22 protein-coding genes are annotated in these 25,832 nt (G+C 63.0%); 10 read left to right on the top strand and 12 right to left on the bottom strand.

All coding sequences use genetic code 11. The features are described from left to right. Window positions 1–88 precede the first annotated feature (88 nt). On the top strand, window positions 89–2,365 hold the full coding sequence (locus IVB05_RS29215; RefSeq protein ID WP_247779383.1) for a TonB-dependent receptor: 2,277 nt from the start codon (window positions 89–91) through the stop codon (window positions 2,363–2,365). A 152-nt stretch (window positions 2,366–2,517) separates the two neighbouring features. Here IVB05_RS29215 and IVB05_RS29210 read toward each other — a convergent pair whose 3' ends face one another. Continuing rightward, entirely contained in the window at window positions 2,518–3,738 is a 1,221-nt protein-coding gene (locus IVB05_RS29210; RefSeq protein WP_247779382.1) for a hypothetical protein, read from the bottom strand. A gap of 96 nt (window positions 3,739–3,834) precedes the next feature. Then, a complete protein-coding gene (locus IVB05_RS29205; RefSeq protein WP_247787074.1) occupies window positions 3,835–5,040 on the bottom strand; it encodes an alpha/beta hydrolase in 1,206 nt (401 codons plus the stop codon). 416 nt (window positions 5,041–5,456) lie between these two features. Here IVB05_RS29205 and IVB05_RS29200 point away from each other — a divergent pair, with 416 nt between their 5' ends. Beyond that, window positions 5,457–6,830, top strand: coding sequence for an amino acid permease (locus IVB05_RS29200; protein WP_247787072.1), 1,374 nt, complete (start codon window positions 5,457–5,459; stop codon window positions 6,828–6,830). A gap of 2 nt (window positions 6,831–6,832) precedes the next feature. Next, entirely contained in the window at window positions 6,833–8,053 is a 1,221-nt protein-coding gene (locus tag IVB05_RS29195; protein WP_247779381.1) for a hypothetical protein, read from the top strand. A gap of 196 nt (window positions 8,054–8,249) precedes the next feature. Here the strand turns inward: IVB05_RS29195 and yidD are convergent, their stop codons facing one another. Next, on the bottom strand, window positions 8,250–8,603 hold the full coding sequence (gene yidD / locus IVB05_RS29190; protein WP_247779379.1) for a membrane protein insertion efficiency factor YidD: 354 nt from the start codon (window positions 8,601–8,603) through the stop codon (window positions 8,250–8,252). A gap of 237 nt (window positions 8,604–8,840) precedes the next feature. Between yidD and IVB05_RS29185 the strand changes: the two genes are divergently transcribed. After that, the gene (locus IVB05_RS29185) at window positions 8,841–9,764 is read left to right on the top strand and encodes a hypothetical protein (protein WP_247779378.1); all 924 of its coding nucleotides are present in this window, start codon (window positions 8,841–8,843) and stop codon (window positions 9,762–9,764) included. Between the two features lie 180 nt (window positions 9,765–9,944). Here IVB05_RS29185 and IVB05_RS29180 read toward each other — a convergent pair whose 3' ends face one another. Then, complete coding sequence (locus IVB05_RS29180; RefSeq protein ID WP_247779376.1) at window positions 9,945–10,394, bottom strand: iron-sulfur cluster assembly scaffold protein; 450 nt, start codon at window positions 10,392–10,394, stop codon at window positions 9,945–9,947. A 230-nt stretch (window positions 10,395–10,624) separates the two neighbouring features. On the opposite strand from IVB05_RS29180, the gene folE reads away from it, so the two are divergent. Together folE and hisI are read left to right on the top strand one after the other, a co-directional pair. After that, window positions 10,625–11,347 (top strand): GTP cyclohydrolase I FolE, encoded by a 723-nt coding sequence (gene folE / locus IVB05_RS29175; RefSeq protein ID WP_247779374.1) that lies wholly within the window; start codon window positions 10,625–10,627, stop codon window positions 11,345–11,347. A gap of 87 nt (window positions 11,348–11,434) precedes the next feature. Next, on the top strand, window positions 11,435–11,854 hold the full coding sequence (gene hisI, locus IVB05_RS29170; protein WP_247779372.1) for a phosphoribosyl-AMP cyclohydrolase: 420 nt from the start codon (window positions 11,435–11,437) through the stop codon (window positions 11,852–11,854). A gap of 27 nt (window positions 11,855–11,881) precedes the next feature. On the opposite strand, the gene IVB05_RS29165 is transcribed toward hisI, so the two are convergent. The 3 genes from IVB05_RS29165 to mddA form a co-directional block, all read right to left on the bottom strand. Next, the gene (locus tag IVB05_RS29165) at window positions 11,882–13,999 is read right to left on the bottom strand and encodes an alpha/beta hydrolase (RefSeq protein ID WP_247779370.1); all 2,118 of its coding nucleotides are present in this window, start codon (window positions 13,997–13,999) and stop codon (window positions 11,882–11,884) included. Between the two features lie 3 nt (window positions 14,000–14,002). After that, window positions 14,003–14,620, bottom strand: a complete 618-nt coding sequence (locus IVB05_RS29160) for a TetR/AcrR family transcriptional regulator (RefSeq protein WP_247779369.1) — start codon at window positions 14,618–14,620, stop codon at window positions 14,003–14,005. Between the two features lie 142 nt (window positions 14,621–14,762). After that, window positions 14,763–15,557, bottom strand: coding sequence for a methanethiol S-methyltransferase (gene mddA, locus IVB05_RS29155; RefSeq protein WP_247779367.1), 795 nt, complete (start codon window positions 15,555–15,557; stop codon window positions 14,763–14,765). A gap of 287 nt (window positions 15,558–15,844) precedes the next feature. On the opposite strand from mddA, the gene IVB05_RS29150 reads away from it, so the two are divergent. From IVB05_RS29150 to IVB05_RS29140, 3 genes are all read left to right on the top strand, one after another. Next, window positions 15,845–16,834, top strand: coding sequence for a transglycosylase SLT domain-containing protein (locus tag IVB05_RS29150; RefSeq protein WP_247779366.1), 990 nt, complete (start codon window positions 15,845–15,847; stop codon window positions 16,832–16,834). A gap of 51 nt (window positions 16,835–16,885) precedes the next feature. Then, complete coding sequence (locus IVB05_RS29145; RefSeq protein WP_247779365.1) at window positions 16,886–17,281, top strand: cupin domain-containing protein; 396 nt, start codon at window positions 16,886–16,888, stop codon at window positions 17,279–17,281. Between the two features lie 138 nt (window positions 17,282–17,419). After that, window positions 17,420–18,595, top strand: a complete 1,176-nt coding sequence (locus IVB05_RS29140; RefSeq protein ID WP_247779364.1) for a DUF2336 domain-containing protein — start codon at window positions 17,420–17,422, stop codon at window positions 18,593–18,595. Window positions 18,596–18,819: 224 nt separating this feature from the next. Here IVB05_RS29140 and IVB05_RS29135 read toward each other — a convergent pair whose 3' ends face one another. From IVB05_RS29135 to IVB05_RS29115, 5 genes are all read right to left on the bottom strand, one after another. Then, window positions 18,820–19,398: an Hpt domain-containing protein gene (locus tag IVB05_RS29135; protein ID WP_247779362.1), complete on the bottom strand. Its 579-nt coding sequence runs from the start codon at window positions 19,396–19,398 to the stop codon at window positions 18,820–18,822. Window positions 19,399–19,418: 20 nt separating this feature from the next. Continuing rightward, window positions 19,419–19,964: a response regulator gene (locus IVB05_RS29130; RefSeq protein WP_025590237.1), complete on the bottom strand. Its 546-nt coding sequence runs from the start codon at window positions 19,962–19,964 to the stop codon at window positions 19,419–19,421. 166 nt (window positions 19,965–20,130) lie between these two features. Beyond that, window positions 20,131–20,910: an NAD kinase gene (locus tag IVB05_RS29125; protein WP_247779361.1), complete on the bottom strand. Its 780-nt coding sequence runs from the start codon at window positions 20,908–20,910 to the stop codon at window positions 20,131–20,133. Between the two features lie 128 nt (window positions 20,911–21,038). Continuing rightward, window positions 21,039–23,168 carry an adenylate/guanylate cyclase domain-containing protein gene (locus IVB05_RS29120; RefSeq protein ID WP_247779360.1) on the bottom strand — a complete coding sequence of 710 codons (2,130 nt, stop codon included), beginning with the start codon at window positions 23,166–23,168 and terminating at the stop codon, window positions 21,039–21,041. Window positions 23,169–23,217: 49 nt separating this feature from the next. Beyond that, the gene (locus IVB05_RS29115) at window positions 23,218–23,889 is read right to left on the bottom strand and encodes a hypothetical protein (protein WP_247779359.1); all 672 of its coding nucleotides are present in this window, start codon (window positions 23,887–23,889) and stop codon (window positions 23,218–23,220) included. A 281-nt stretch (window positions 23,890–24,170) separates the two neighbouring features. Between IVB05_RS29115 and IVB05_RS29110 the strand changes: the two genes are divergently transcribed. Further along, on the top strand, window positions 24,171–25,742 hold the full coding sequence (locus tag IVB05_RS29110) for a peptidase S10 (RefSeq protein WP_247779358.1): 1,572 nt from the start codon (window positions 24,171–24,173) through the stop codon (window positions 25,740–25,742). The last annotated feature ends 90 nt before the right edge of the window (window positions 25,743–25,832 follow it).

The following is a 25,832-nucleotide window of genomic DNA, read 5'->3' as shown; positions in this document are numbered from 1 at the left end:
GCGTAGGCTGTAAGCAATGGAAAAGATTGGTCTTTGGTATGGAGTCAGGCGGCGGGTCGGACGCCGAACGCGGTTCTTGGCAGTTTTCTTGGCAGTTCTGGCCGCAGCATCCTTTGTTGCGGGCGGTGCACGCCCCGCCATTGCTCAACCCGTCCCTCAGGCTGTGCTGCCTGCGATTACGGTGGAAGGACGGCCAGCCACCAAGCAAAAGCAGCGAACGAGCAAGCGCTTGCAGATGCGGGCTGCGTCCAACGCGCGCCAGGCGCAGACCGGCGCGGATCGAGCGCCGCAAGGTCCAATCGACGGATGGCCAGGAGGCTTGCCGCGCGACTACATCCGTTCGACGACCGATCTCAACGTACCCAATACGACCGGATCGCGACTGCCGGGCACGGCTCGCGACATCCCCGCCAGCGTGGAGAGCATCAATCAGGCGACGATGCAGGAGCGAGGCAAGACGAGTTGGGTGGACGCCCTTCAAGGCCTGACCGGTTTCACGTCCGCCGTCCGGCCAGGAGCTGCCGGCGTCGCATCGACGCGGGGGTTCATCGAGAACGGCATCGCGGTGCTCTATGACGGAATCCGCGTCACCAACACCACGATCAGCACGCGCAACTACGACAGTTTCATTTTCGATAGGGTAGACGTGCTGCGCGGACCGGCGTCGGTCCTTTACGGTGAAGGCGCCATCGGCGGCGCCGTCAATCTCGTTCGCAAGCAACCGAGCGGAGTCAACGAGCCGTTCGAAACAATCTCCTCGCTCACTACTCGCGAAGGCCTCCGCCAGGCCGTGGGAAAGGGAGGTCCGCTGGGGAACGGCTTCTCTTATCGGCTCGACGGCGTCGTCAACGGATACAATGGCCCGGTCGACGACAATCAGGTCAGATACGGCAACATCGCAGGCGCCTTGCGCTGGGACGTGACGCCGCAATTGTCGTCGACCGTCGATTTTGACTACATGAAATCGAAAATCGAGAACGCGTATTGGGGCACGCCCCTGGTGCGAGGGCAAATCCGCTCCGATCTCCGCGAGGTCAACTACAATAACCTGCCGAACAACAAATACGACGACAGTGTGCTGTGGCTGCGCTGGAACACGACGTATGACACCGAGGAGCTAAAGATCCGCAATCGCTTCTGGTCCTATCAATCTGATCGCGATTGGATCAACACATATCGCTTTGCCTATATTCCCGCAGGCGGCACCTGCTCTTTCCGCGGGCAGAACCTCCTCAACAACACCGGTACGGACCAGGTCTGCCGGCAAACGTGGGAGAATCTCGGCTACGACCACCGCTTCGTTGGCGATCGTTTCGACGTGAACTGGAACGGCAGCTTGGGGGCGATGCCGCTGTCGACGGTCATGGGCGTTGAGGTTGCAAGCACGCGATGGGACAGTCCGCGCAACGAGGTGACATCGCTTCAGCTCGTCGATCCCTACAGTCCCGCACCGACGGACTTCTTCACGCGGGGAACTGCACGGACACAAAATGTGCGCGCGGATCTGACGCAGAAGGCAGTTTTCGGCGAGGCACGCCTGGAAGTGCTCAAGGGGGTCAAAATTGTTGGCGGGTTTCGGGTCGATCAAATGGAGGTGGACTACAATCGGCAGCCGGCGAACCAGCTCTACAGCAAGACCTTCGAACCCAGCACCTACCGCATGGGTGCACTGTGGGACATTCGCGCCGACACGACGCTCTACGCCCAATATGCAACTGCGGTTGAGCCGCGCTTTGCTCTGTTCACATTGGGCGTCACCGATACCCCATTCAGCCTCGCCAATGCGCGTCAGGTGGAAGGCGGTATCAAACACTCCTTCGCGAACGGACGAGGTGAGCTGTTGGCGGCCGTCTATCGCATCGAAAAGACCGATATCCCCTCGACCGATCCGCTGACGGGATTCACGGTTCAGGTGGGCAAGCAGTCATCGCGCGGCTTTGAGATTTCCGGCAGTTACCGTCCGATGGAGACTTTGCGTCTCGAGGCGAACTTTGCCTACGTGAATGCCCGGTATGACGAATATCGAACCAGTACGACCGCGAACTACACGGGTAACACGCCGCCGAATGTGCCGCAGGTCGTGGCGAACTTTGGTGCCACGTGGCAGCCGTTCACAAATTGGGCGGTTGGCGGCTGGATCAATCACAGGGCCTCCATCAAGGCTGACGATGCCAACCTGGTTACGTTGCCGTCTGCCACCATCGCGGATGTTTTTGCCACCTACCGCTTTGCGCAAAACGCCGACCTGACGTTCCGCGTTCGCAATATCACCGACGCGGTCTATGCAGCGTGGGCCACGGACGCGAACTACGTCATTCTTGGCGCGCCGCGGACCTTCGAGCTTTCTCTCCGTACCCGGTGGTAAGCAGGTCCAGGAATGCTCATTCGCAGCAGGCGCCGTCGTGCTCCGCCGGCTGCGACGGGCACGGTTTCCGAGGCCGGCAAAAGCGTTCGTGTCCGGACACGGGACGCCGTCGATCCGAACGCACGGCGCCGATCATTCACCGCGCCAATCATTCAATGGCTCACGCCATCCCCTCCGATCGCAAGCAGGTTCGAGGGGACGCCCTCTACCTTGATACGCTGTCGCTCGGCGAGGGTTGTTGCGTCGAGAATTGCCACTTCGCCCGTACGCGGGTCGGAGACGGCGACATACGGGCCGATGGAAGCGATCCGCGGGCGGACGGTGCTCTGATCCATCGCATAGCGCTCGGTAACGCGTGTTTGGGCTTCGGTCGTGCCGGTCAACGGGTTGATGCTGAGAAGGGTACCATCCTCAATGACGACGAAGAGCCGGTCTCCCGACTCCGGATGGAGATTGAAGTCCATCCTGCGCGCCGGCAGAGCGATGAATTGGAAGTCCCCATCCGCAGCAGAAGGATCGACGATGACCATGCCGTCGGCACCGAAATCGCCGGCAACGAATGTAAATCCGGTTGCGCCGGTCATGCGGCGGATCATGCGTCCAGGCGGTAGCGAAGCTGGATAGGGGAGTTGGCGACTGACGACGCCGTTGCGTGCCATCTCGAAGATCGCAATGCCATCCGCACATCCGAAAACGGCGAAGCGGCTCGTCGCCGCTTCGCCGTGCAAGCTTGGGCATTCAATCCGGTGCGGCTTTGGCGTGTCCTCGCTGCGGAGCTCGATCGCATCCGGAAGGCCTTCGCCTGCGGGTGGAACGGTGACGGCCAAACGCCTTGCAACCGGAACGGCCACGCCGTGATGCTTGACGCCCGTTTCGGCACGCTGAATGCGTTCCATGCGGCCCGCGACGAAGTCTTGCTCGTTGAAAATCTGGGCTGTTCCGTCGCCATCGAAAAACACGGCAACGCGGACGTTGTCGTGCGTGAGATGCGAAGGGCGCAGGCCTCGAAGCCGCGAAGACAGAAGCGCTGGAGTGGAAATCTTTATGTCGGCATGGTCGCCGTGGCTCCCCAGCTCAATGCCGGTGTCGATGACAGCGACTTCGTCTGCTTCGGGCTGCACGGCATACGCATAACGGCCAGAGGCTCCCGCGTGGAGCCGCGCCGGACTGGCCAAGGGCAGTGCGGCAAGCAATTGGCCGTTTTCGAGATCAAAGATCTTGAGTGCCGCCGCCTTAGCATCGGCAACCACGAGCCGAAAAGCCTGCGCGGTGCCTGCAGCCTGGGTGCGATGTTCGATGGCGGGGCCGTGCGCATCGCTGGTTGCGCAGGACATTCCGCAAAGAACCATCTCGATAGCAAGAAGTCGGCGCATCGCTGTCCTGTAAGATGGATAGTATGCAATGTTATAACGTAACAGCTATATGCGGCAAGATCTCATCGCGAGCCTGATGGCGCGGCGAAGAGGCGGCTACCGGTTGGCGTAGGGTGTGCTGGCGACCCGGCTCAAAGCGGGCGTTGCCGCCATCTTGACCAGCACGTCCTTGACCGGATGCTCGGTCCAGGCCTGCGTGACGTAATCGCGGTGGGTGATGCCATCAGGCGTCTGCACGAATACCACGCTGCCGGGCCGCAGCAGTCCGTCCATGCTCTCGGTAACCGTGATGCCCCTGTCGCGGAGCATCTGCATCAGTTCCTGGTCGTGCCGCTTCGTGTAGCGGGTATACGAAGAGACGAAGAAGCCGGTCCGGTTTTTCTCGATCCAGGACGCGAACTTGTCGAGTTCGCCATAGACGGCGTCGAGCAGGAACACGCCGCGGACCCGGTTGGGGATGCCGCCGACCTCGAGGCTCCAGGCGGTCGGCAGGAAGCCGCCGCTATAGCCGACGATCACGATCGGCAGGTTCGCGAATGCCTGCGCCGACTTCGGATCGCCGTAGAGGCGGGCGAGGTGGCTGGCTGACTCATCGATGAAGCGCTTGAAGCCGCCCGGCTGCCAGAACTTGCCGGCCGAGGAATCGGCTGCATTCACCGCCATTTGGGGCGCGAGCAGCACGGCGTTGACGCCGGAATCGGAGATCTGCCGCGGCACCAGTTGGCGGTCGCGGACGTCGCGCTCCAGCGTCGCGCCGTTGCCGTGGAAGAACACCACGATCACGCCGGGCTTCCTGACATCGAACGTCTCGGGGACATGCACCAGCACGCGGCTGTCGTTGTAGGTCTCGTCCTGCCAATAGACCCGGCCGCCATAGCTGCGGTGGCCCTTGCGGTCGCCCTTGGAGATGTTGAGGAACGGCTCTTCGGAGCGCGGATTGGTGCCGAAATAGGGGAAGGCCGAGGACTTCATGCTGACCAGCGTGGTCAATTCTTCGCGCTCGCTGCGGGGCAGCGCCAGCGTCTGCGTCAGCGACGCGACCCTCACGGGCTCGGTACGCGCGGCGCGCGGCTGAGGCGCCAGCGCAACCTGGCGCTGGTCCTGCGGCAGGCTTTCATTGGCGGTCGGGAAACGGTCGGCAAATTGCGGCTGGGGGAAACGGTCGTCAAACGTATCGATTGAAGTCCGGGACTTTGCGGCCCGGGATTTTGCGCCATCCGTGTTCGCCGCCAGCATTCCCGCGCTCGGCGCCTTGCCGCATTGAACCAGGACAAACGACAGCGGCACGCACAGCGCAGCCATCGCAACCCAATGCCATCGGAGCGGCAAGGGGAACGGCAAGGCGCGGCGCGGCATGACCGGGGAGGCTGCCCGGTTGGCGCGATCAACTGTCAGGAATTTCGGAATTGCTCCGACCATCCACCCCAATGTCCCAAGATCGACCGTCAACCGGCGTAAGCTCGCACGCGTTTAGGCGACATTAAGCGTCCGGAAAAACTCCCCACGTCCGGAAGCCCCGAGGAGACCATGCAATCGTGTCGCGATTGTGGGACCGTCACGATGTTTTCGCAATCCAGTCGTGCCACGGGGAAAGGCTGGCGGTACCATAGGACCTATTTTGTCTCTCAATTTAAACCATTGTTAACATTGCTTGAATTGAGGCGCGTGTGCCTGCACGATGGCAGCTCCTGGCTGCGGCGCTGAAGGTACGGTCCGAGATGGCGGCATCAGAAACGGGAAGCCCGGCGTGGCCCGGCTCGCGCTCCGGCAGTGGCTCCAGCGTTTCGGTACTGGTGGCGGTTGCCATCGTCGTTGCCGACATGGTCGGCGTCGGCGTCTTCACCAGCCTCGGCTTTCAGGTCAAGGACATCCCCTCGGGCTTTTCGATCCTGTTGCTGTGGACGATCGGCGGCATCGTCGCGTTGTGCGGGGTGTTTTCCTACGGCGAACTCGGCGCGATGTTTCCGCGCTCGAGCGGCGAGTACAACTTCCTCGGCCGGGCCTATCACCCGGCCTTCGGTTTTGTGGCGGGCTGGGTATCGGCAACCGTCGGCTTCGCCGCACCGGTGGCGCTGGCTGCCATGGCGTTCGGCGAGTACGGCAAGTCGGTGGTACCAGATGCGCCGCCGCTGGCGCTTGCGATCGGCGTGGTCTGGCTGGTATCGCTGGTGCAACTCACCGGCGTGCGGCATTCCTCGACCTTTCAACTGATCGCGACCATCCTGAAGGTGGTGCTGATCGTGGCCTTCCTGGTCAGCGGCTTCGTGATCGGCACGGCGCAGCCGGTGTCGTTCGCGCCATCGGCTTCCGACTTCACCCATATCGTCAGCGCGCCGTTCGCGATCAGCCTCGTATTCGTGATGTATTCGTTCTCGGGGTGGAACGCGGCCACCTACATCATCGGCGAGGTGAGGTTGCCCGAGCGCAACGTCCCGCGGGCGATGCTGATCGGAACGCTGATCGTGCTCGTATTGTATGTGGCGCTCAACGCGGTGTTCCTGCATACCGCGCCGATCGACAAGCTCGCCGGCCAGCTCGACGTCGCCCGGATTTCCGGCAGCTACATCTTCGGCGAATTCGGCGGCCGCATCGTCGGCGCGATGATCTGCTTCGGGCTGATCTCGTCGATCAGCGCGATGATGTGGATCGGGCCACGCGTCATGATGACGATGGGCGAGGACCTGCCGGTGCTGCGGCCGTTCGCCCGAAGGTCGACCGGCGGCGCGCCGGCTTACGCCATTCTGTTTCAGCTCACGATCGCGAGCCTGATGCTGTTTACGCGCAGCTTCGAGGCGGTGCTCGACTTCATCCAGTTCGCGCTGCTGTTCTGCTCGTTCTTCACCGTGCTTGGCGTGATCAAGCTGCGCATCACGCATCCGGATCTGCCGCGGCCCTACCGCGCCTGGGGATACCCGGTGACCCCTGTGGTTTTCCTGCTCGTGACCGGGTTCATGATGTACTACCTTTTGACCGAACGGCCGTTGCAGTCGCTGCTGGGTCTTTTGATCATGCTTTCAGGTCTCCTGATTTACGCCGTTTTCCGCAAGCGGGTAGATCAAGTCCCCGTGGCCGCATCTTCGGGTCGTGAATGAACATGCTGCGTTCCGTTCGAATGGCGACGCTTGCTGCTGTGATGCTGTTTGCGGCGGCACTTCCTGTTCGTGCCCAAACTGCATCCGCTGACGATACCGCGAAATTTCTGGCGGGCATGATGCCGTCGGCGGATTCGTCGCTCGCGCCGCTCACCAGGGACCCGGCCTGGCAACGTCACGCCAAATTCTTCGACACCGCGTTCGAGAAACTCGAGCAGCGCCAGTTGTCGCGGATCCGCGCCTGGGCGGATACCAATCTGGCGGCGCCCAAGCCGACCATGTTCTACATGTTCTCAGGCCCGGACTTTCTCTACGCGAACGCGTTCCATTCCAAGGCGTCGACCTACGTGCTGAGTGCGCTCGAGCCGGTCGGCTCGGTGCCGGACCTCTCGAGATTGCCGCGCGGCGGCATTGCGTCCGCGCTCTACAACGTCGAGCGCTCGCTGGGTTCGATCCTGAGCTTCAGTTTCTTCATCACCAAGCAGATGAAGACCGATCTGCAAGCGGGCCAGATCAGCGGCACCTTGCCGATCCTCTACGTGTTCCTGGCGCGCTCGGGCATGACCGTGAAGAGCGTCAGTCCGATCTCGCTGGACGACCAGGGCGCGGCGTATTTCGCAGGCGAGAATGCGGGGCCGAATGCCGTGCGCGGCGTGCGCATCACCTTCGCCGGCGGCGACGGTGAGGAAAAGACGCTGTATTACTTCTCGACCGATCTTTCCAACTCCGGCGTGAAGGCGAGCGGCTTCCTGAAATTCTGTGCCACGCTCGCGCCCGGCAACAGCCTGATCAAGAGCGCGTCCTACCTGCTGCATTCCGGCAACTTCACCACGGTGCGCGACTTCCTGCTCAATAACAGCGCCACCATCATCCAGGACGATTCTGGAATCCCGCTTGGCTATTACAGCACGAAGAAGTGGCGTTTGTTCCCGTTCGGCCGCTATCTGGGACCGATCGATGAATTCCCGGGACGCTATCAGGATTCGTATGCCGCACTGTTCCGGCGCGCGCAGCCGATCGATTTCGGCATCGGCTATCGCTGGCGCACGCCTGAATCGAATTTGCTGCTGTCGGTGAGATTGCCCGACGACGGCTCGGCGAGTTCCGACGCGACGTTGTCGACCGAAACACCGCCACCGCCGCCGCCGCGCGTGCGAAAGCCGCGTCCGCCGGCGGATATCGGTCCGCAGCCGAGAGGCGGCGGCTTCTTCTTTTGGCGATAGAACGCCCGGACTTCACCAGCGTACGCTTTGACTCGGTACGATGAAGGCCGCTTTGCTTGACGGTTCGGAGCGCGCGCCGAAATATTGCCACGCCGCGACAATGAGAATGAGCAGCGCGAGGATCGCGAGCAGGTCGTTCAGTCCGGGATCGTGACGGGCGGGGGAACTGGAGTTCCCGTACATCAGCAATGCACGATCATGAAGCATTGACGCCGCGCCATCGACCATAACGCCACGGCAGATACCATCGCGCGCCCGCGGGCGTGATCAGCGGCACATTGTCGATGCCGGATGTGCCCCAGGGTTGGCAGCGCAGGATCCGCGCCAGCGTCATCCATCCGCCGCCCCATAGACCGAAGCGTTCGATTGCTTCGTCGCCATACACCGAGCATGTCGGCAGATGCCGGCAGTTGTAGCCGACCAGCGGCGACAGCGTGTGGCGGTAGATCCAGATCAGTGCGCGCCCGGCATTGCGCGGCAGACGACGGGCAGTGTTGGCACAATCCGTGCAGTGTTTTGGAGGTGACGATGAATGATCCGTGGGCGCCATGCTGAATTATGTACGTAGTTTTGCGGGTGTTCCCAAGAAGGAACTCAATGCGTGCAGATATTTACGCCACAGTTCGCAACTATCGCACCGCAGTATACCGGAGCACGCCAAGGTATTATGGACGACACAGGACAGGACGGTTACCGTTTTGGCTACGCTTCGATGACAGAATCATGTCGCGTTGAAGTGGGGCCATTGCCATCGCTCCCTGAAAGGGGCTTGGGGGAAGGAACCAAATTGAGGTCTGTGAAGTCGCTGAAATTTCGCGGCTGGGCGCTCCTCGGCGTCACCGCCTTTTGTCTCGCATTGCCTGGCGCGATCACGACGCTGGGCAACTCGGCGCACGCCGGCGGCACCCTCGAAGAACGCAAGCAGCCGATGCGTTTCAAGTGGAATGCTTGCCAGCCCGATTGCAGGGGCTGGATCTCAGCCGTCGGCATCGTGACGTCAGATAGTCCGAGGGAGTTCGAGGAATTCGCCAAGAATCGTCAGCTCGCCGGCGCGACCATCGTGCTGGATTCCAGCGGCGGCTCGGTCAACGATTCCATCGCACTCGGCCGGCGGTTCCGCGGTCTCGGCGCGCTGACCACGGTCGGCGCCACCGTGCGCACGCAAACCCCGCAAGGCGAACGCGCGAGCGTGGCGCCGGAAGCCTATTGCGAGTCGATGTGCGTGTTCCTGCTGCTGTCAGGCAAGACCCGTTACGTGCCGCCTGTGGCGCATGTCCGCGTGCACCAGATCTGGATGGGCGATCGCGCCGACGACGCCAAGGCCGCGAGCTACTCTGCGCAGGACCTGATGATCGTGGAGCGCGACATCGGCCGGCTCGCGAAATTTACCTTCGACATGGGCGGCACCGGCGATTTGCTGTCGCTCGCGCTCAGCGTGCCGCCGTGGGAAGATCTGCACAAATTGTCGGGCGGCGAATTGCGCCTGACCAATCTCGTCACGACTGATGCGGTCGCCGATGTGTTCCCGCAGGACAATACTTCGGTGCCGATGGCCGAGGCGAAGCCTGCCAGGCCTCAGGATCGCTTCGTCAGTTCCGCCGTCGAGGGCGACGCGCAACCGCAGGCGGGCAAGTCCACCAAGACCGCCGAAGCCGCAGCTCCTCCGACCGGCGGCTCCGCAGCCGCGCCGGCCCAGCCGCAGCAGAAGTAGGCTGTATCTGCACAGACGGTGTCATCATCCGCGAAGGCGGATGATCCAGTACGCCGCGGCATTGGTGATAAATCGAGAATTCTCAGCGTAATGGATGCCCGCCGGAGCCTGTCATCGGGCTCGCCGAAGGCGAGACCCGTTGGCGGGCATGACAGGATTGTGGTGGGCGGGGACGTACCCTTAGGCCGACGCCGTCTGCTTCGCCCTGGCCTCGATCTGGCCGATGGCGTCGACCACGGCGTCGAAGGTCAGCATGGTCGAGGCGTGGCGGGCCTTGTAGTCGCGCACCGGTTCGAGCAGGCCGATGTCGCCCCATTTGCCTTGCGGGGGACTGCCGTTTTCTTTCAGCATCTTGCGCACGGTTTCTCGCAATTCACGTAATTCGCCAGCCGTCGAGCCGACCACATGGCTTGCCATGATCGAGGAGGAGGCTTGTCCCAGCGCGCAGGCCTTCACGTCATGGGCGAAGTCGGTGACCACGGGCCCCTCCATCTTCAGATCGACCTTGACGGTCGAGCCGCACAGTTTGGAGTGGGCGGTGGCGCTGGCGTGGGGGTCGGGGAGGCGGCCGAGGCGGGGGATATTGCCCGCCAGTTCGATGATCCGCTTGTTGTAGATGTCATTCAGCATGAGAATCGGTGTCCCGGGCGGCGGTTCGAGCGCCCTTGGCGGCTGGGTTTCATCGTCCTATATATGGACAGGAACGGCCGAAAAACAGCCCGGCCTTTCGCCGAGGCGTGCCGAAATGGAAACCAGTTCGCCCGCCAACGTATTGTGATGGGACTCAGGCGCCCGGCGGCAAAACCGCCCCGTCTGCCCGGTGACACTCCGGTCCTTCGGGCCGGTCGAACGGAGAAGACATGGACGCATTGATCAAATCCCTCCGCCCCGGCAAGGCGCCTGACTTGAAGCCTTCCGAAGTCAAATCGCCCGATGTGGCCCCGGAAACCCGCTCGGCCGAGCTCGATCCGGCTGAGTTCCTGGCGGCTGCCGTTCGCGCTGACCTGCCGCGCCCGTCGCGAGGGGAGGCCGAGCAGGCCGTGCTGACGCTGCTCAGCTATATCGGCGAGAACCCCGGCCGCGAAGGCCTGCTGGATACGCCGCGCCGGGTGGTCGAAGCCTTCGACGAACTCTATCAGGGCTACCACCAGTGCCCGGCCGAGGTGCTGGACCGCACCTTTGGCGAAACCGCGGGCTATGACGATTTCGTTCTGGTCCGCGACATCGAATTCACCTCGCAATGCGAGCACCACATGATGCCGTTCTACGGCAGGGCGCATATCGCCTACACGCCGGTCGAGCGGGTGGTGGGATTGTCGAAGCTGGCGCGGCTCACCGATATCTTCGCCCGCCGGCTGCAGACCCAGGAGCACCTGACCGCCCAGATCGCGGCCGCCATCGACGAGGTCTTAAAACCCCGCGGCGTTGCCGTGCTGATCGAGGCGGAACATACCTGCATGTCGGTGCGTGGCGTCGCCAAGCATGGCGCGATGACGTTCACCAGCCGGTTCACCGGCATGTTCCGCGATAATCCGGCGGAGCAGCAGCGTTTCCTGTCCCTGGTGCGAGGACCGAGCCGGTAACCTCGCTGCATCTTTAATTGACGCGTTTTCTTCACGCGAACCGGCGTCCACTTCGCTTGAAAACGCTATGGATTGGCAAGGCCAGCCGTGTCCACCTCAAAACATGATCACGATCGCGAAGAAGGGCTGGATTTCCAGCCCAAATTCGACGCGTCCGGGCTCGTGACCTGTGTCGCGACCGACGCCGCCACCGGCGACGTGTTGATGGTTGCGCACATGAATGACGAGGCGCTGCGCAAGACGATCGCGAGCGGCGAGGCGTGGTACTTCAGCCGTTCGCGCAATGCGTTGTGGCGAAAAGGTGAGACGTCAGGTCAGACCCAGCGCGTGGTCGAGATGCGCCTGGATTGCGACCAGGACGCGATCTGGATCAGGGTAGAGCAGATCGGCGCCGCCTGTCATACCGGCCGGCGCTCGTGCTTCTACCGGCGGGTCGGCAGCGATACGCGATTGTCATTCGTCGATGCGGACCGCCTGTTCGATCCAAAGGCGGTCTACCGCGAATAGCCTCGGTTCGTCCGGCCGAAAGCCGGATCATTCCAGCAGCTCGGCGATCATGCGGGCTGCACGCCTTGCCCCATCGGCCTCGACTGGTTTCGGCTTATCCGACCTCGATAAAGCCAGCATCATCGCATCGGCAATCATATCGGGCGTGGAGGCGGCGAAATCCATTTGAATGCCTGCGCCGTAGCGGCGGAGGCGATGAGCGACATGAAAGGTCTGCTCAAAATGGTTTCGCAACGGAAAATAGACGAACGGCGTGCCAGCGGCAGCAAGTTCCATGCAGGTGGTCAGCCCGCCCTGTACCAGCGCAAGATCGCAGGCCGCGAGATGGCGATCGAGATTGGCGACGAAAGCCCGCACCTCGACGCCCGCAGGTGCTGCCAGTGACGCCGCATCGATGCGCGGGCCGGCGACGACGATCATGCGCAGCTCGGCAAGCTTCGCCTTTACGATGGGATAGGCCTGGAGGATACGCCGTATCAGGTGCGCACCGATGCCCGAGCCGCCGACGGTGACAATGCAGATCCGCTCGTCGTCGCGGTAACCCAGCCTTTCGCGAAGCGATTCCCGGCTGCCGAAGCCCTGGGGATGCTCGCCGATAACGTAGCCGGCAAAATCGAAATGCTTCGGTATCCAGTCGCGCATCGGAGGTAGATCCGTGCCGAACGACAGCGGCACGATGTCTTCAGGTGTGCCGACGAAAATCGAGCGATCGCGCACGCCCGGGTGTTGCTCGATGTGCTCGATCATCTCCGCATTATAGTCCGTCGTGAGAAACGCCTCATGTTCGCCGCCGGATGGCATCGGGACGTAACCGACAAAGTCCGTCAGCCAGGCGAGCTTTGCCTTCTTCAATTCGGGGTGCTCGTGCCAGTAATGGTCGATGTCCCAGGCCTCGTCCGCGATCACGAGGTCATAGGCGCCTTGCTCGACCGCCTCCTGGAAGGTCATGAAATTCCTGATCAGCACTTCATCCATGCGGCGGAGCGCCTGAAAGCAGTGCAATTCGTGCTCACCGCTTTCGAGCTCGATGTGTCGCGTCTCGCTGGCAAGCCGGGCGCTTAGCGGGTGAACATGCTCGTTGCTGGCCTCTAACAGGCGCGTGACCGGGTCCTGCGCCAGCCAGTCCACGCTGAGATCGGGGTGGAGCCTGCGCATTTCGTGCGCGATGGCAATATCGCGGCGGCCATGTCCGAGACCGATGGGTGATGAAAGGTAAAGGACACGTTTCCCGGCCCTGTTGCGTCGGGCAGTTCCGCGCGACGCCGCCGTGATGCCCAGCCGTCGATCGATAAAGTCGTTGATCAGGGTGTTCGCCTTGGCCGGATACCGCCCGAGCGGGTTATGACCGCCGCCGCCGATCGTGACGAACTCCGAGCCGCTCACTTCAGCATGCGCGGCCTCCGCGCGCCCGTGGGGCTGGATCTGGTCGTTGTCGCCGTGGACGAGCAGCACCGGACAGCGGATCTTGCGGTACATTTCTTCGCTGACGTCGAACCCGGGCAGAATGCCGCGCGCTGCCACCGTCTTGAGCAGCGTCGGTCCATTGGTCTCGACGGCCCAGCCGATCCCGTCCTCGATCTGCTTGGTCGAATGCGGCTCGTTAAAGATATTACGGATGAAGAACTCCGCGAAGTCAGGATAATTCTTCAGCCAGTAGCCATGGTTGAACTTGTCCCAGCCTTCGTAACTGTCGCGCTTGGCCGTAAAATGAGAGGCGTCAAATCTCGGATATTGCGGCGGTCCTATGGTCGTGACCGTACCGACAAGAATCGCTGCCCTGACGCGCTCGGGATGATACGCCGCGAGGATGGAGGCGAGCAGGCCGCCGAACGAAAGTCCGACCAGGATCGACTGGCCGACGTCGAGGGCATCCATGACGGCGAGTGCGTCGGCCACATAATTGTCCAGCGTGTAGGCGGCGACATCCTTCGGCCGGTCGGATTTGCCATTGCCTCGGCCGTCATAGGTGATGCAGCGGAAGCGCTCGCTGAAGTAAGGCAGCTGCGCCTTGTAGATTCGCGAGTGAACGATGCTCCAGGGCGGGATGAACAAAATGGTGTCAGGCGCATCACTGTAGATTTCGTAGGCGAGATTCACGCCGTCGCGGGTAACCAGCCCCTCACGATCCGGCAGTTTTGCGCGCATGCTTCACCTCTTGTCTGACGAGGATCCTTCCGCAATCCGGATGAGATCGCCGACGCGACGTAGCGACGCCCGTATCGGCGAGCCCTTCTTCTCGAGGCCGAGCAGGAACAGGCTTTCGCCTCCGATAAAGCTGGAAGCGGCGATCGCGCCGGCTTCCTCCGCCGAGAACGGGCCGAGCGGGCCGATCTTCGCTTCAGCCGCCCGTGCCAGGCCGACGATCAGATCGACCCAACCCATGATGCCGGCGCGGATCACCTTGGCTACTTCCGCGTCATGCCAGCTCACGGCGATCAACTCCTGCAGCACCCGCACGTAGCCTGAGGCGATGTCCTCATCCAGGTAGTCGCAGGCGCGGTCCCACTGCTCGGACAGTTTCAGGGATGGGTCTCCGAACAATTTGTTCTGCCGGTCCAGAAGCTGGGCATTGAGATATTCGAACAGCTGGAGGACCAGGTTCTGCTTGGAGCCGAAATGATAGTGAATTTGGCTGAGCGGCACGCCCGCTTCCGCCGCGACCTCCCGGGTCGAGAGGCCCGCATAGCCGGCATGACGCAGCACCTTCTTGGCGGCCTCGAGCAGGCTCGTGCTGGTCTCGATCTTCTTCACTGCGGTGCGCGCCATATTGTCTCGCGATGTGATTGATCTCAGCCAAACGCTACATGAATTCCGGCCGCAATGGCTAGGCGCGCCGTCTCGCCCGCGGCTTGCTGTCTTGATATCCTGGCGTCGATGCCCGGCGCGAGGCCGGGCATCGAGGCCGCGACTAACCCAAATCATCCGCACGCGCTTTGCGTCCCGGTAGCGGGATCAGCATCGATACTTGCTCCCGATAGCGGCGGTACTGGTCGCCGAACAGCGCGATGAGATCGCGTTCCTCCAGCCAGATGCCGATCAGGATGTAGCCGGTGGTCGCGATGGCGAACAGCAGATGCCCGGCCGTCATCACCGGTGTCGCCCAGAAGGCAATCAGGAAGCCGAGATAGATCGGGTGCCGGACCGACTTATAGAGCATCGGGGTCTTGAATTTGGCCGGCGGCAACTCCTGCCTGAGCAGGCGCGCCAGCACCTGGCGCAAGCCGAACAGCTCGAAATGGTTGATCATGAAAGTGCTGGCGAGCACCACGGTCCAGCCGATCCCGGAGACCACCTCAAGCATGATCGCGCCAAGTGGATCGGTCACCGACCAGATGATGTCCGTCATCGGCCGCCACTGCCAATAGAGCAGGAGCAATGCGAGGCTGGCAAACAGCACGAACGTCGTGCGCTCGACCGCAGGCGGCACCAGGCGTGTCCACCAGCGCTTGAAGGCGGGACGCGCCATCACGCTGTGCTGGACAGCGAACAGGCCGAGCAGCAGGACATTGATGATCAGCGATGGAATCAACGGTCCCGGCTGGCCGCTGTCGATGGTTTTGGGCACCGGCAGGTTGCCCACGAAGGCGATCGCATAGAGGAAGGTGGCGAGAAACAACACGTAGGTAACGATGCCATAGAGCATCGCAACCAGGCCGCCGGCGGTGGTCTTTGCAGAGGGAGGATTGATGACGTGATCACTCATGAGCTGATCCTGTTTCTGGAAAGTTGAAGGTGGATGCCCGTTCAATGGTCGTCGTTCGGGGAAAACCGCCCGGCATTTCCCCGTCATTTCGCGGCTGCCAGACCGCTATAATATTAGGTCGGTCGATCGACCGAAATGTTCATCGCGCGATGCGGCTTTTTTGAGGCGAGGGGGCCCTTAACGCGCTATTAACCATAATTGCGGCAGTCTCGACCGCGTATAGGCGCTGATTGCCAGGGCCTTGAGAGCCCACGCGGTCGTTTCGCGAGGAGCGGGGCACCAGAGACATGTCGGTCGACACAACGAGCGCCACGGCTGCGGCAGGTGTCGATCCCACGCGCGCGAAGATCGCGGGCTCGATCAGGCAGGCCGCCTCGACCACCGGCGCCAGCTTCGAATTTCTGCTCGCCACCGCGAAGATGGAATCCAACTTCAATCCGAAGGCCGCGGCCACTACCTCATCGGCACGCGGGCTGTTTCAATTCATCGACCAGACCTGGCTCGGCACCGTGAAGGAAGCGGGCGCCCATCTCGGCTACGGCAAATATGCCGACGCCATTACCCGAAATCCTTCCGGCAGCTATTCGGTCAGCGACCCCGACGCACGTGCGGCGATCATGAAACTGCGCGACGATCCGGATGCCGCCTCGTCGATGGCGGCGGTGCTGACCCAGTCCAACAGTTTCAAATTGACCGGCAAGATCGGCCGCCGCCCGACCGATGCCGAACTCTATATGGCGCATTTCATGGGCGTCGGCGGCGCCGGCAAGCTGATCCAGAACGCCGAAGACAATCCGAACGCTTCTGCCGCGCGGATGTTTCCGAACGCGGCGGAAGCCAATCAGTCGATCTTCTATGACCGCTCGGGGCAGGCGCGCAGCGTCTCGCAGGTCTATTCGGTGCTGAACACGCGCTATGCGGCGGCCGCCAACTCGCCGGTGACGCGTACCGCCATGGCGGCCGCCGGCGGCGATCTGCCGAGGCGCATCACGGTCGCGAGCAACGCCGTGCCGGCGACGACGGCGATCGACAACGCGGCCTATCTCTCGAGTTTTCCGGATCAGCGCAGCGTGACGCCGGTTGCGGCAACGTCGCAGACTGCCGCGGCGTCATCCGAGCCGATCTTCCGCTCGCTGTTCCAGGCCGGCGAACGCACGCAGCCGATCTCGCCTGCGGTGCAGGAATTGTGGGGCAAGGTCGCATCGGCAACGCCCGAGGTTCGCGCACCCGGCCGGCTCGATCTCTTCAGCGACCGCGACGGCACGTTCAGCAGCTAGCCGACAGAGGACGGTTTCCGGATGGAATCCAGGATACGACCGCTTTCGGACGTGCCTGTCACGACGGGGCTGCCGGGTTCTTCGTCCGGTCGGATCAAGCCTGAGTTGTTCATCGGAAAGCACGAAGCAGGTTTGGCGCGCGCTGTCGATATTACCCAGTTCGGCGTGAATCATGTCACGCTTGAACCGGGTTCGATATCGGCGTTGCGGCACTGGCATGAGGCAGAAGACGAGTTCGTCTACGTGCTATCGGGAACGCTCACCCTGATCGACGACAATGGTGAACATACGATGGAGCAGGGGTCCTTCGCGGGATTCCCTGCCGGATGTTCCAACGCGCATCATCTGGTGAACCGGTCGAACGCTTCGGCGATCTTCATCGTTGTTGGCTCACGGAAGCCGGGAGAGGAAAGGATCCATTATCCCGACGACGCCATCAAACATTAACGAGGCGTTGTCGCGCCCTTAACAAAACGTCAATAAAACCAGCCGTTTATGGTGAACCCTTTGTTAAGCGTCATGGTTTATTTTTTCTAATAGTGGCACCGCGTCACGGTGTCGTCACAGGTTGCGTAAGCCAGGACCATGATCGTTCGGCAGTTCATCAGTTGGATTCGTACCGCTCCGGCAGGCGAGCGGGCAGAGGCGACCCGGGCTTTGGCGCGGGCCTGGTTGATTTCAGATCTCAGCGAGGACGATCGCATCGCCGCCGAAGGCGCGCTGCTGATGCTGCTCGACGATCCGTCGCCGCTGGTCCGCCAGGCCATGGCGGAAGTATTTTCGCGCAGCTCCGACGCGCCGGCGGCGATCGTGCAGGCGCTCTCGCTCGATCAGCCCTCGATCGCGCTGCCGGTCCTCGAATATTCACCGCTCCTGATCGATGCCGATCTCGTCGACATCGTCGCGACCGGCAACAGCGACATGCAATGCGCCATCGCGCGTCGCATCAATCTGCCGCCCTCGGTTTCCGCCGCGATTGCCGAAGTCGGCTCGGCGGCCGCAGCGCTCGAACTGATCGAAAACGCCTACGCCGAACTGGCGCCGTTTTCCTGGGACCGCATCGTCGAACGTCACGGCCATCTCGCCGCGATCAGGGAATCGATGCTGGTGCTGGAAGGCTTACCCGCCGCCACCCGCGTGGCGCTGGTCGCCAAACTCACCGATACACTGGCGCAATTCGTCGTCGCGCGTAACTGGCTGAGCGCCGACCGGGCAGGGCGGCTTGCGAATGAAGCGCGCGAGCGCTCGACCGTGAACATTGCGGCGCGTTCGCGCGGCGAGGATATGCAGGGCCTGGTGCGGCACCTGCGCGCCACCGGGCAATTGAACGCCGGCCTGATCCTGCGCGCGCTGTTGTCGGGCAATCTCGAACTGTTCGATGCGGCGCTGGCCGAACTGGCCGATCTGCCGCTCGCCCGCGTGACGGCGCTGCTGCACGACCGCGGCGGCGCCAGCCTGCAGGCGCTCCTGATCCGCGCCGGCCTTCCCGAATCGACCTTCGCGGCGTTTCGTGTGGCGCTCGAGGTCAGCCATGAAACCGGCTATGTCGATACGATTGGCGGCGCGGCGAGACTGCGCCGCCGCATGGTCGAGCGCGTGCTGACCCATTGCGAGACCGACCGCAAGGCCGCCGAACCGCTATTGATCCTGCTGCGGCGCTTCGCGACCGAGTCCGCGCGCGAAGAAGCCCGCATGTTTTGCGAGGAACTGGTCGCCGACGAAGCGTTCGTGCCGCCCGAGCGCGATCTGATCGCGGCGTAAATCCGAAGATCTCGTAGGGTGGGCAAAGCGAAGCGTGCCCACCATCTTTTCGCATATGGCGCGCGACTGCGACAACACATTCGGTGTCGTCCCTGCGAACGCAGGGACCCATAACCACAGCCGTTCGTTGTTGAGCGAAAGGCGTCGATTAGCTTTTTCAACGGATAGGCCGCGGCGTATGGGTCCCTGCGTTCGCAGGGACGACCGCGTTGAGAGACGCGGGGCTACTCCGCCGGCACAATACTCGGCGCAAGGATCGCTTCGAGATGTTCGGGGCGGTCGCGGTTGACCTTGAGCAGGAATTCGTCGGCGACGCCGCGCAGTTGCTTGCTTAGCTTGCTCGCCATCGTGGTGGTGTCGAGCTTGGTGCGTTCGCGCACGATCGCCTGAATGGCGTTGATGTGGTGGGTGATCAGCTCCGCCGGGACCTGGTCGAGGTCGGGCGCGTGTTCGATGATGCGGCAGAGGCTTTCGGCGGCGGCTCCTGCGGACGGGAAGCCGAACGTGGCGGCGTCGCCCTTGATGTCATGGGCGGCGCGAAACAGCTCTTCGCGGTTGTCGGTGGTGAAGCCGTCGCGGAGAACGACCGCATGCGCCGCCGAGAGCCGGTCGGCCTCGATCGTCATCCAGTTCTTGAATTCGCCGGACAGTCCGGCGAGCGCCTTTTCCGCGCGCCCGACCGGATCGTCGAGATCGGATTCGGGAACGCGCAGCAATACCTTGCGCAGGGGATTGGGCTGCGTGATCACGTGGTGATCGCCAAACGACTTGACCTGTATCGTCCCGGGCTTTTCTTTCGCCATGATGGTTCTCCAGGCCGGCGCTAGACGGCCGAACGCGCCTTGTCGAGCAGCGACGGCTGTTGCATGACTTCCACCTCGCCGCCAACGCGGCGCTCGGGGCCGATATAGGCGTTGTTGGTATTGCGTCGGCGGTCGGGGCCGAAATAGGTCTTGGTCTTGATGAAGGGGCGCGGGTTGGCGACGACGTTGAGAATGCGCTGGTAGAGTCCCTTGGCCGAGATCGGCTTCGCCAAAAACTCGGTGACGCCGGCATCGCGTGCGACGGTCACGCGGCGTTTCTCCGAATGCCCGGTCAGCATGATGATCGGCGCGTAAGGGTTACCCTTCGATTCCGGCTGCCGGATCATCTGCGCCAGTTCGAGGCCGTCGAAGATCGGCATCGACCAGTCGGTGATGACGATATCGGGCACGTAGTGGCTGTACATTTCCAGCGCAGTGGCGCCGTCCTCGGCCTCATAGGCCTCGCGCGCGCCGAACGAATGCAGCAGCGTCCGCAGGATGCGGCGCATGTGCGGATTGTCGTCGCAAATCAGAAACCGCAGCTTGTTGAAGTCGATGCGATACATGGTCCGGCCCGGCCCAGCAAAACAGTATACTGGTGTTAACCATATCGCGGCGCTCGTTAAGGAATGGTTGCGAAGCCTGCCTATCGGGCTCGCGCGAATACCGATGGCGCCACTTTTTCTGGATAGGAACCCGGTTCAAGGTCACCGGGCGGTCACCGGGCGGGCGTCAGGATCCGAACTGCTCACGCAGAATGCGTTCCTCTAGGCTGTGACCGGGATCGAACAGCATCCGCATCGAGATCGTCTTGTCGGACAGCACCTCGACGCGGTGGACATCGCGCACGTCGTCATGGTCGGCGGCGGCCGCGACCGGGCGTTTCTCGCCCTCGAGCACCTCGATCACAACGAAAGCGGAGTTGGGGAGCAGGGCGCCGCGCCAGCGGCGCGGGCGGAATGCGCTGATCGGGGTCAGCGCCAACAGCGCCGCGTTGATCGGCAGGATCGGCCCCTGTGCCGAGAGATTATAGGCGGTGGAGCCGGCCGGCGTCGCCACCAGAATGCCGTCGGCGATCAGTTCCGCCATCCGCTCGTGCTCGTCGATCAGGATGCGCAGATGCGCGGCCTGGTTGGTCTGGCGAAACAGCGCGACCTCGTTGATGGCGTGATGCAGATGCACCGTGCCATGGATGTCGGTGGCGCGCATCAGCAGCGGATTGATCAGGGATTCCCGCGCAGCTGCCAGCCGCGTATGCAAATCGTGCGTGGTGTATTCGTTCATCAGGAAGCCGACGGTGCCGCGATGCATGCCGTAGATCGGCTTGCCGGAGCGCATGTGGCGATGCAGCGTCTGCAGCATCAATCCGTCGCCGCCGAGCGCCACCACGACGTCGGAATCGTCGGCATCATGATTGCCGTAGAGCTTGACGAGCTGCGCCAGCGCGGCCTGCGCCTCGGTGCTTGCGCTCGCGACAAAGGCGATCCGGTCGTATCGCTTGGGGGTGGCCATCGGACGACGAACTCACTCACGGGTGGCGCCGGATTGCGCCGCGCTCGTCTATACACCATGACGAGGCTTGTCGAGATGGCCGAGGGGCTCTTTCGCGCCGGTAACCTAAATCGCTGGTCATCAGGGCGTCATTTTTCCTGCAACGTCCGGATCGGGTCCCAGTCCTCGCCCGGCGGGTTTTGGGCCAATTCCCGGGCTCGCGCGGCAAACAACGATGCCGGCCGGTCGATATCCGCCGAACGGGCGAAATACTGCGCGGCGCGCTCGAATTCGCGGGCCCGCCACTGCGCCAGCCCGTCGGCGTAGTCGGTGATCAATACCGCTTGCGAGGATGTCAGCCCGGCCGACAGCGCCAGCAATTCGTAAATTTTCAGCGCCTGGGTTCGCCCCTTGACCCTGATGGCGTCGAGTTCGCGCCAGGCGAACGCCTCGCCGGTGAGGGCTACGGTGGTCTCGGAAGCGATGACGGTGGTGCCGTAGAATTTGTTGGCGCCCTCCAGCCGCGACGCCAGGTTCACGGCGTCGCTCATCACCGAGTAGTTGAAGCGCCGCCGCGATCCGAAATTGCCGACCAGCGCCTCGCCGGAATTGATGCCGATCCGCTGCGCCAGCTTGAATTCCTGGAACAGGGCGGATGAAGCATTGAGTTCGGCAAGCTGCTTGCAGCAATCCAGCGCGGCGCGTGCCGCGTTCGCGGCATGGTCGGGATCGTCGGCCGGCGCGCCGAACACCGCCACGATGGAGTCGCCGATATATTTGTCGACATATCCGCCGTGACGCTCGATGACGTCGGTCATCGCCGAAAGATATTCGTTCATCAGCTCCATCAGGCTGTCGGGCGACATCTTTTCCGCGATCAGCGAAAATCCCTCGATGTCGGAGAAGAACACCGTCACGTTGCGGGTTTCGCCGCCGAGTTCCGGCAATTTGTTCGACGACAGCATGCGGTTGATGACGTGCGGCGCCAGATAGAGCGCAAAGCTCTTCTGCAGCAGGCGTCGGTCCTTGTCGGCGATGACGAAGCGGAATCCGATCGTGGCGGCGAGCGCGAACAGGCTCGCCAGGAACGGCTCAGCGATCGGCAGCGCCAGCGCATGGTTGAACGCGATCGTGGCGCCGGCAATGCTGGCCACGATCACGGCCAACCAGGCCAGCGCGGCGCTGAGCGGCCGAAACCGCCACGCGGCGACGGCAGCCAGCGCCGCAAACAGGGTAGAGATCAGGAAGCGCACCAGCGGGCCGGGTTCGACCACCGCGTTGCGCGAGATCAGATTGTTGACCGCGGTCGCATGGATATAGACGCCCGCGATCGTGCTGATCCTGAAGCCAGCCATGACCGGCGTGCTCTCGGCTGCGCAACGCGGTGCGCGCGCGCCTTCAATGCCGGTCGCAAAGCGCTTGGAAGTCTGCCGGCGGTCCTCGATATCGAGAACGCTGCCGAAAATGACGACCTTTCCGGCGAACCAGCGCCGAAAGTAATCCTTGTCGTTCTTGACGGCGCACGCGCGCAGATCGGCAAACGAGAAAGTCGGAATGTCGTCGGCGCCGCCCTCGAAGTTCAGCGTCATCGTGTTCGGCACGCGGCCGGGGACGCGGTAGCCGGCAAGCGTCAGCCTGCCGCGTTCGTCGAACTCGGGTGCCGCGCCCAGCGCCCGCGACGCCAGCTCGACCGCCATCGAGGGCACCTTCGCCCCATTGACGGTGAAGCCCAGCGGCATGCGTCGCAGGATATCGTCGCTGTCGATGTGAACGTTGAGGGGGCGGATGTTCTGCTGTTGGCGTACCGCGACGCGCTGCCCCGGCGATGGCCTGACTGGCTGGTTGCCGCCCAGGACTTCTCCGAGCACCACCTTGCCATTCGCCGCCGCACCGGCGAGCGCACGAAGAAAGTCTCGGTCAAATCCGCGGACTTTGTCGCCGAGCGTGCCCTCGCCAAACGGAATCTCCGACTGCTCGATCGATTTCGGGATCACCATGTCGAAGCCGGCGACCTTGGCGCCGCCTTCGAGTGTCGCTGACAGCACGCGGCCGATCTCCCCGGTCCAGGTCAGCATCGGCGCGTCCTTGAACGGGTCAGTGCGCAGGCTTTCCTCGTCCATTGCGACGATGACCGCCGGCGAAGCGGCCGGATCATGGCTGCGGCCGAAGATCTCCCAGCGCAGCGCGGTGAGGATATCGAGGGAGAGCCCGCGGATCGGTCTGGCCACCGGAGAAACTGACGCCGCCGCGCAGACCAGCGCGATGGCGGCAACCATCATCCTGTTGCGCGTGCTGCGCCGGATTCTCAAGCGGGATGGCCCGTCACGCCTATTCCATCCGCAGCAACCGGCCGACGATCGGCGTCACGCCGGGTTTGGCCTGCGCATCCACCCGGAACACGATCTGCGATGATTTGAACGTGGCAGCGTAGAGGCCGCCGGGAGCCAGGGCGACGTTCTCGCTGGCGAAATCGAGGAAGCGTCCCTTGAGCTGGGTGCCGCCCAGATTAATCTCCTGACGCTCGCCCGGCACGTCGAGGCGTCGAATGACCAGCTTGCCGCGGCCTTTCGCCTCCACCAGCGGCGAGGCGCCGTAAAGGGTGAGCTGCGGCTGCGGCAAGGAAGCTGCTTTGCTGCTGTCGACGCTGCGCAGCACGGTGGCGGCGACGCCGCTGGTCTCCCGCGTGGTCGCGTTGGCCTGGTTGGGATCGCAATTCGTCTTCTCGGCCTTGACCTCGGCGAGGTGAACGGCGCTCTCCTCGGTGCCGACGACGACGGTGCCGGCACCGCTGATCGCCTCGCGCCGGCATGACTTCAGGTAGCTGAGAATGACAGAGCCGCCGTCGCCGATCTTGATGACCGCTTTGGGCGTCACATAGTCCATGAATTCAGCGCCGGTGACCTTGCCCTGAACGTCCTCGACCACCGCGACCGGCGAATCTGCGGCCGCCGGAGAAGCCAGCGCCAGCAGGCCGAAACAGAGAGCAATCGTACGTTTCATTTTTTAGGACCCCATTGAAAAGCGCAGGTTCGTTAGTCGCGCCAGCGCCAAAATGGTTTCATGGATCGATCAAAAATACCTGGCCGGTGGCCAGCGGAACCGACCGATATCACCGATCGGCCGGCGAGGACAACCACCGGACGCACTGACCGCTTTCTCACGTGATGCTGTCGGGATTGTGATTTTCGGAAGGATTTCTCCGTGTTGTGCACCACGGCCTCATTGTCGCACTGTTACGGGAGAATCCGGCTGGATCGCGGGGCGCGCAGGGAGCAAACGGCATGGCTTTTCATTTCATGGCGACGCGCCCCATGCGTCTTGCCGCCACGCTTTTGATCGTGTGTTGGGTGAGCGGCGCGCGCGCCGAGGAGGCGAGTTCGCCAACCCCGCAGCAGCCGGCCGCGGCCACGCCGTCACCGTCGCCGTCGGGCCAGAAGGGGGGAGCGGGGCGGGGCACCGCCACGCCGCCGCCTGCGGCCGAACAACATCGCCTGCCGCCGGATTCCACCACCAGGCAGACGCTGGCGCTGCCCGGCCGCACGCTCAACTTCGCCGCCACCGCAGGCTCGATCCGGCTGTTCGACGACAAGGGCGAGCCGCAGGCCGATATCGCCTACAACTCCTACCAGCTCGACGGCGCCGATCGCGCCACCCGGCCGGTGACGTTTCTGTTCAACGGCGGCCCGGGCGCGTCCTCGGCCTGGCTGCAGTTCGGCGCGGCCGGGCCGTGGCGGTTGTCGATCGGCGGCGATGGCGCGGTATCTTCCGCGACGCCTGACGTGTTGCCCAATGCCGAGACTTGGCTCGACTTCACCGATCTCGTTTTCATCGATCCCGTCGGCACCGGCTACAGCCGCTTCGTCGCGTCCGGCGAGGACGTGCGCAAGCGGTTCCTTTCTGTCGACGGCGACGTCAGCTCGATTGCGCTGGTGATCCGTCGCTGGCTGGAAAAATACGACCGGTTGCTGTCGCCGAAATTCGTGACAGGCGAGAGCTATGGCGGCATTCGCGGTCCGAAAATCGTTCGCAACCTGCAGACCCAGCAGGGCGTCGGCATACGCGGGCTGATCCTGGTTTCTCCCTTGCTCGACTTCCGCGACTTTTCCGGATCGAGCCTGCTGCAATACGTGTACAGCCTGCCGAGCATGGCGGCGGTGGCGCGCGAGGCCAAGGGCGCGATGACGCGCGCCGATCTCGCCGAGGTCGAACGCTACGCACAGACTGAGTATCTCACCGATCTCATCAAGGGACAGGCCGACAAGGAGGCAACGACGCGGCTCGCCGACAAGGTGGCTGCGCTGACCGGCATCGATCAGGCCGTGAGCCGCAGGCTTGCCGGGCGTTTCGAAGTCGGCGAATTCCGCAGGGAGTTCGATCGCCGCAGCGGCCGGGTGACCGGACGTTACGATGCCTCGGTCTCGGGTCTCGATCCCTATCCGGATTCGAACTACGCCCATTTCGGCGATCCTTCCGGCGATTCGCTGATGGCGCCGCTGACGAGCGCTGCGGTCGACCTCACCACGCGCAAACTCAATTGGCGGCCTGATGGTTCGTACCAACTGCTCAGCGAGAGCGTGAACCGGTCGTGGGATTTCGGCCGCGGGCCGGCCGAGTCGGTCTCGCAGCTCCGCCAGGTTCTCGCGCTCGATCCGAAAATGAAACTGCTGGTCGGCCACGGCCTGTTCGATCTCGCCACGCCCTATTTCGCTTCCAAGGTGTTGCTCGACCAATTACCGGCCTATGCCAGTCCGGACCGGGTGAAGCTGGTCGTCTATTCCGGCGGCCACATGTTCTATTCGCGCGACGGCGCGCGTCAGGCATTCCGCGCGGAAGTCGAAGCGTTGATGAAGTGACAACAAAAAACCGGCGCAGTCTTTCGAGCTGCGCCGGTTGTTACGATACCGTCATTGCGAGCGAAGCGAAGCAATCGATGTCCCGGCATA

This window comes from Bradyrhizobium sp. 170 (assembly GCF_023101085.1).
Taxonomy (GTDB): domain Bacteria; phylum Pseudomonadota; class Alphaproteobacteria; order Rhizobiales; family Xanthobacteraceae; genus Bradyrhizobium.
Note: the sequence above shows the minus strand (reverse complement) of the source record. Positions and strands in the feature narration are given on the sequence as shown.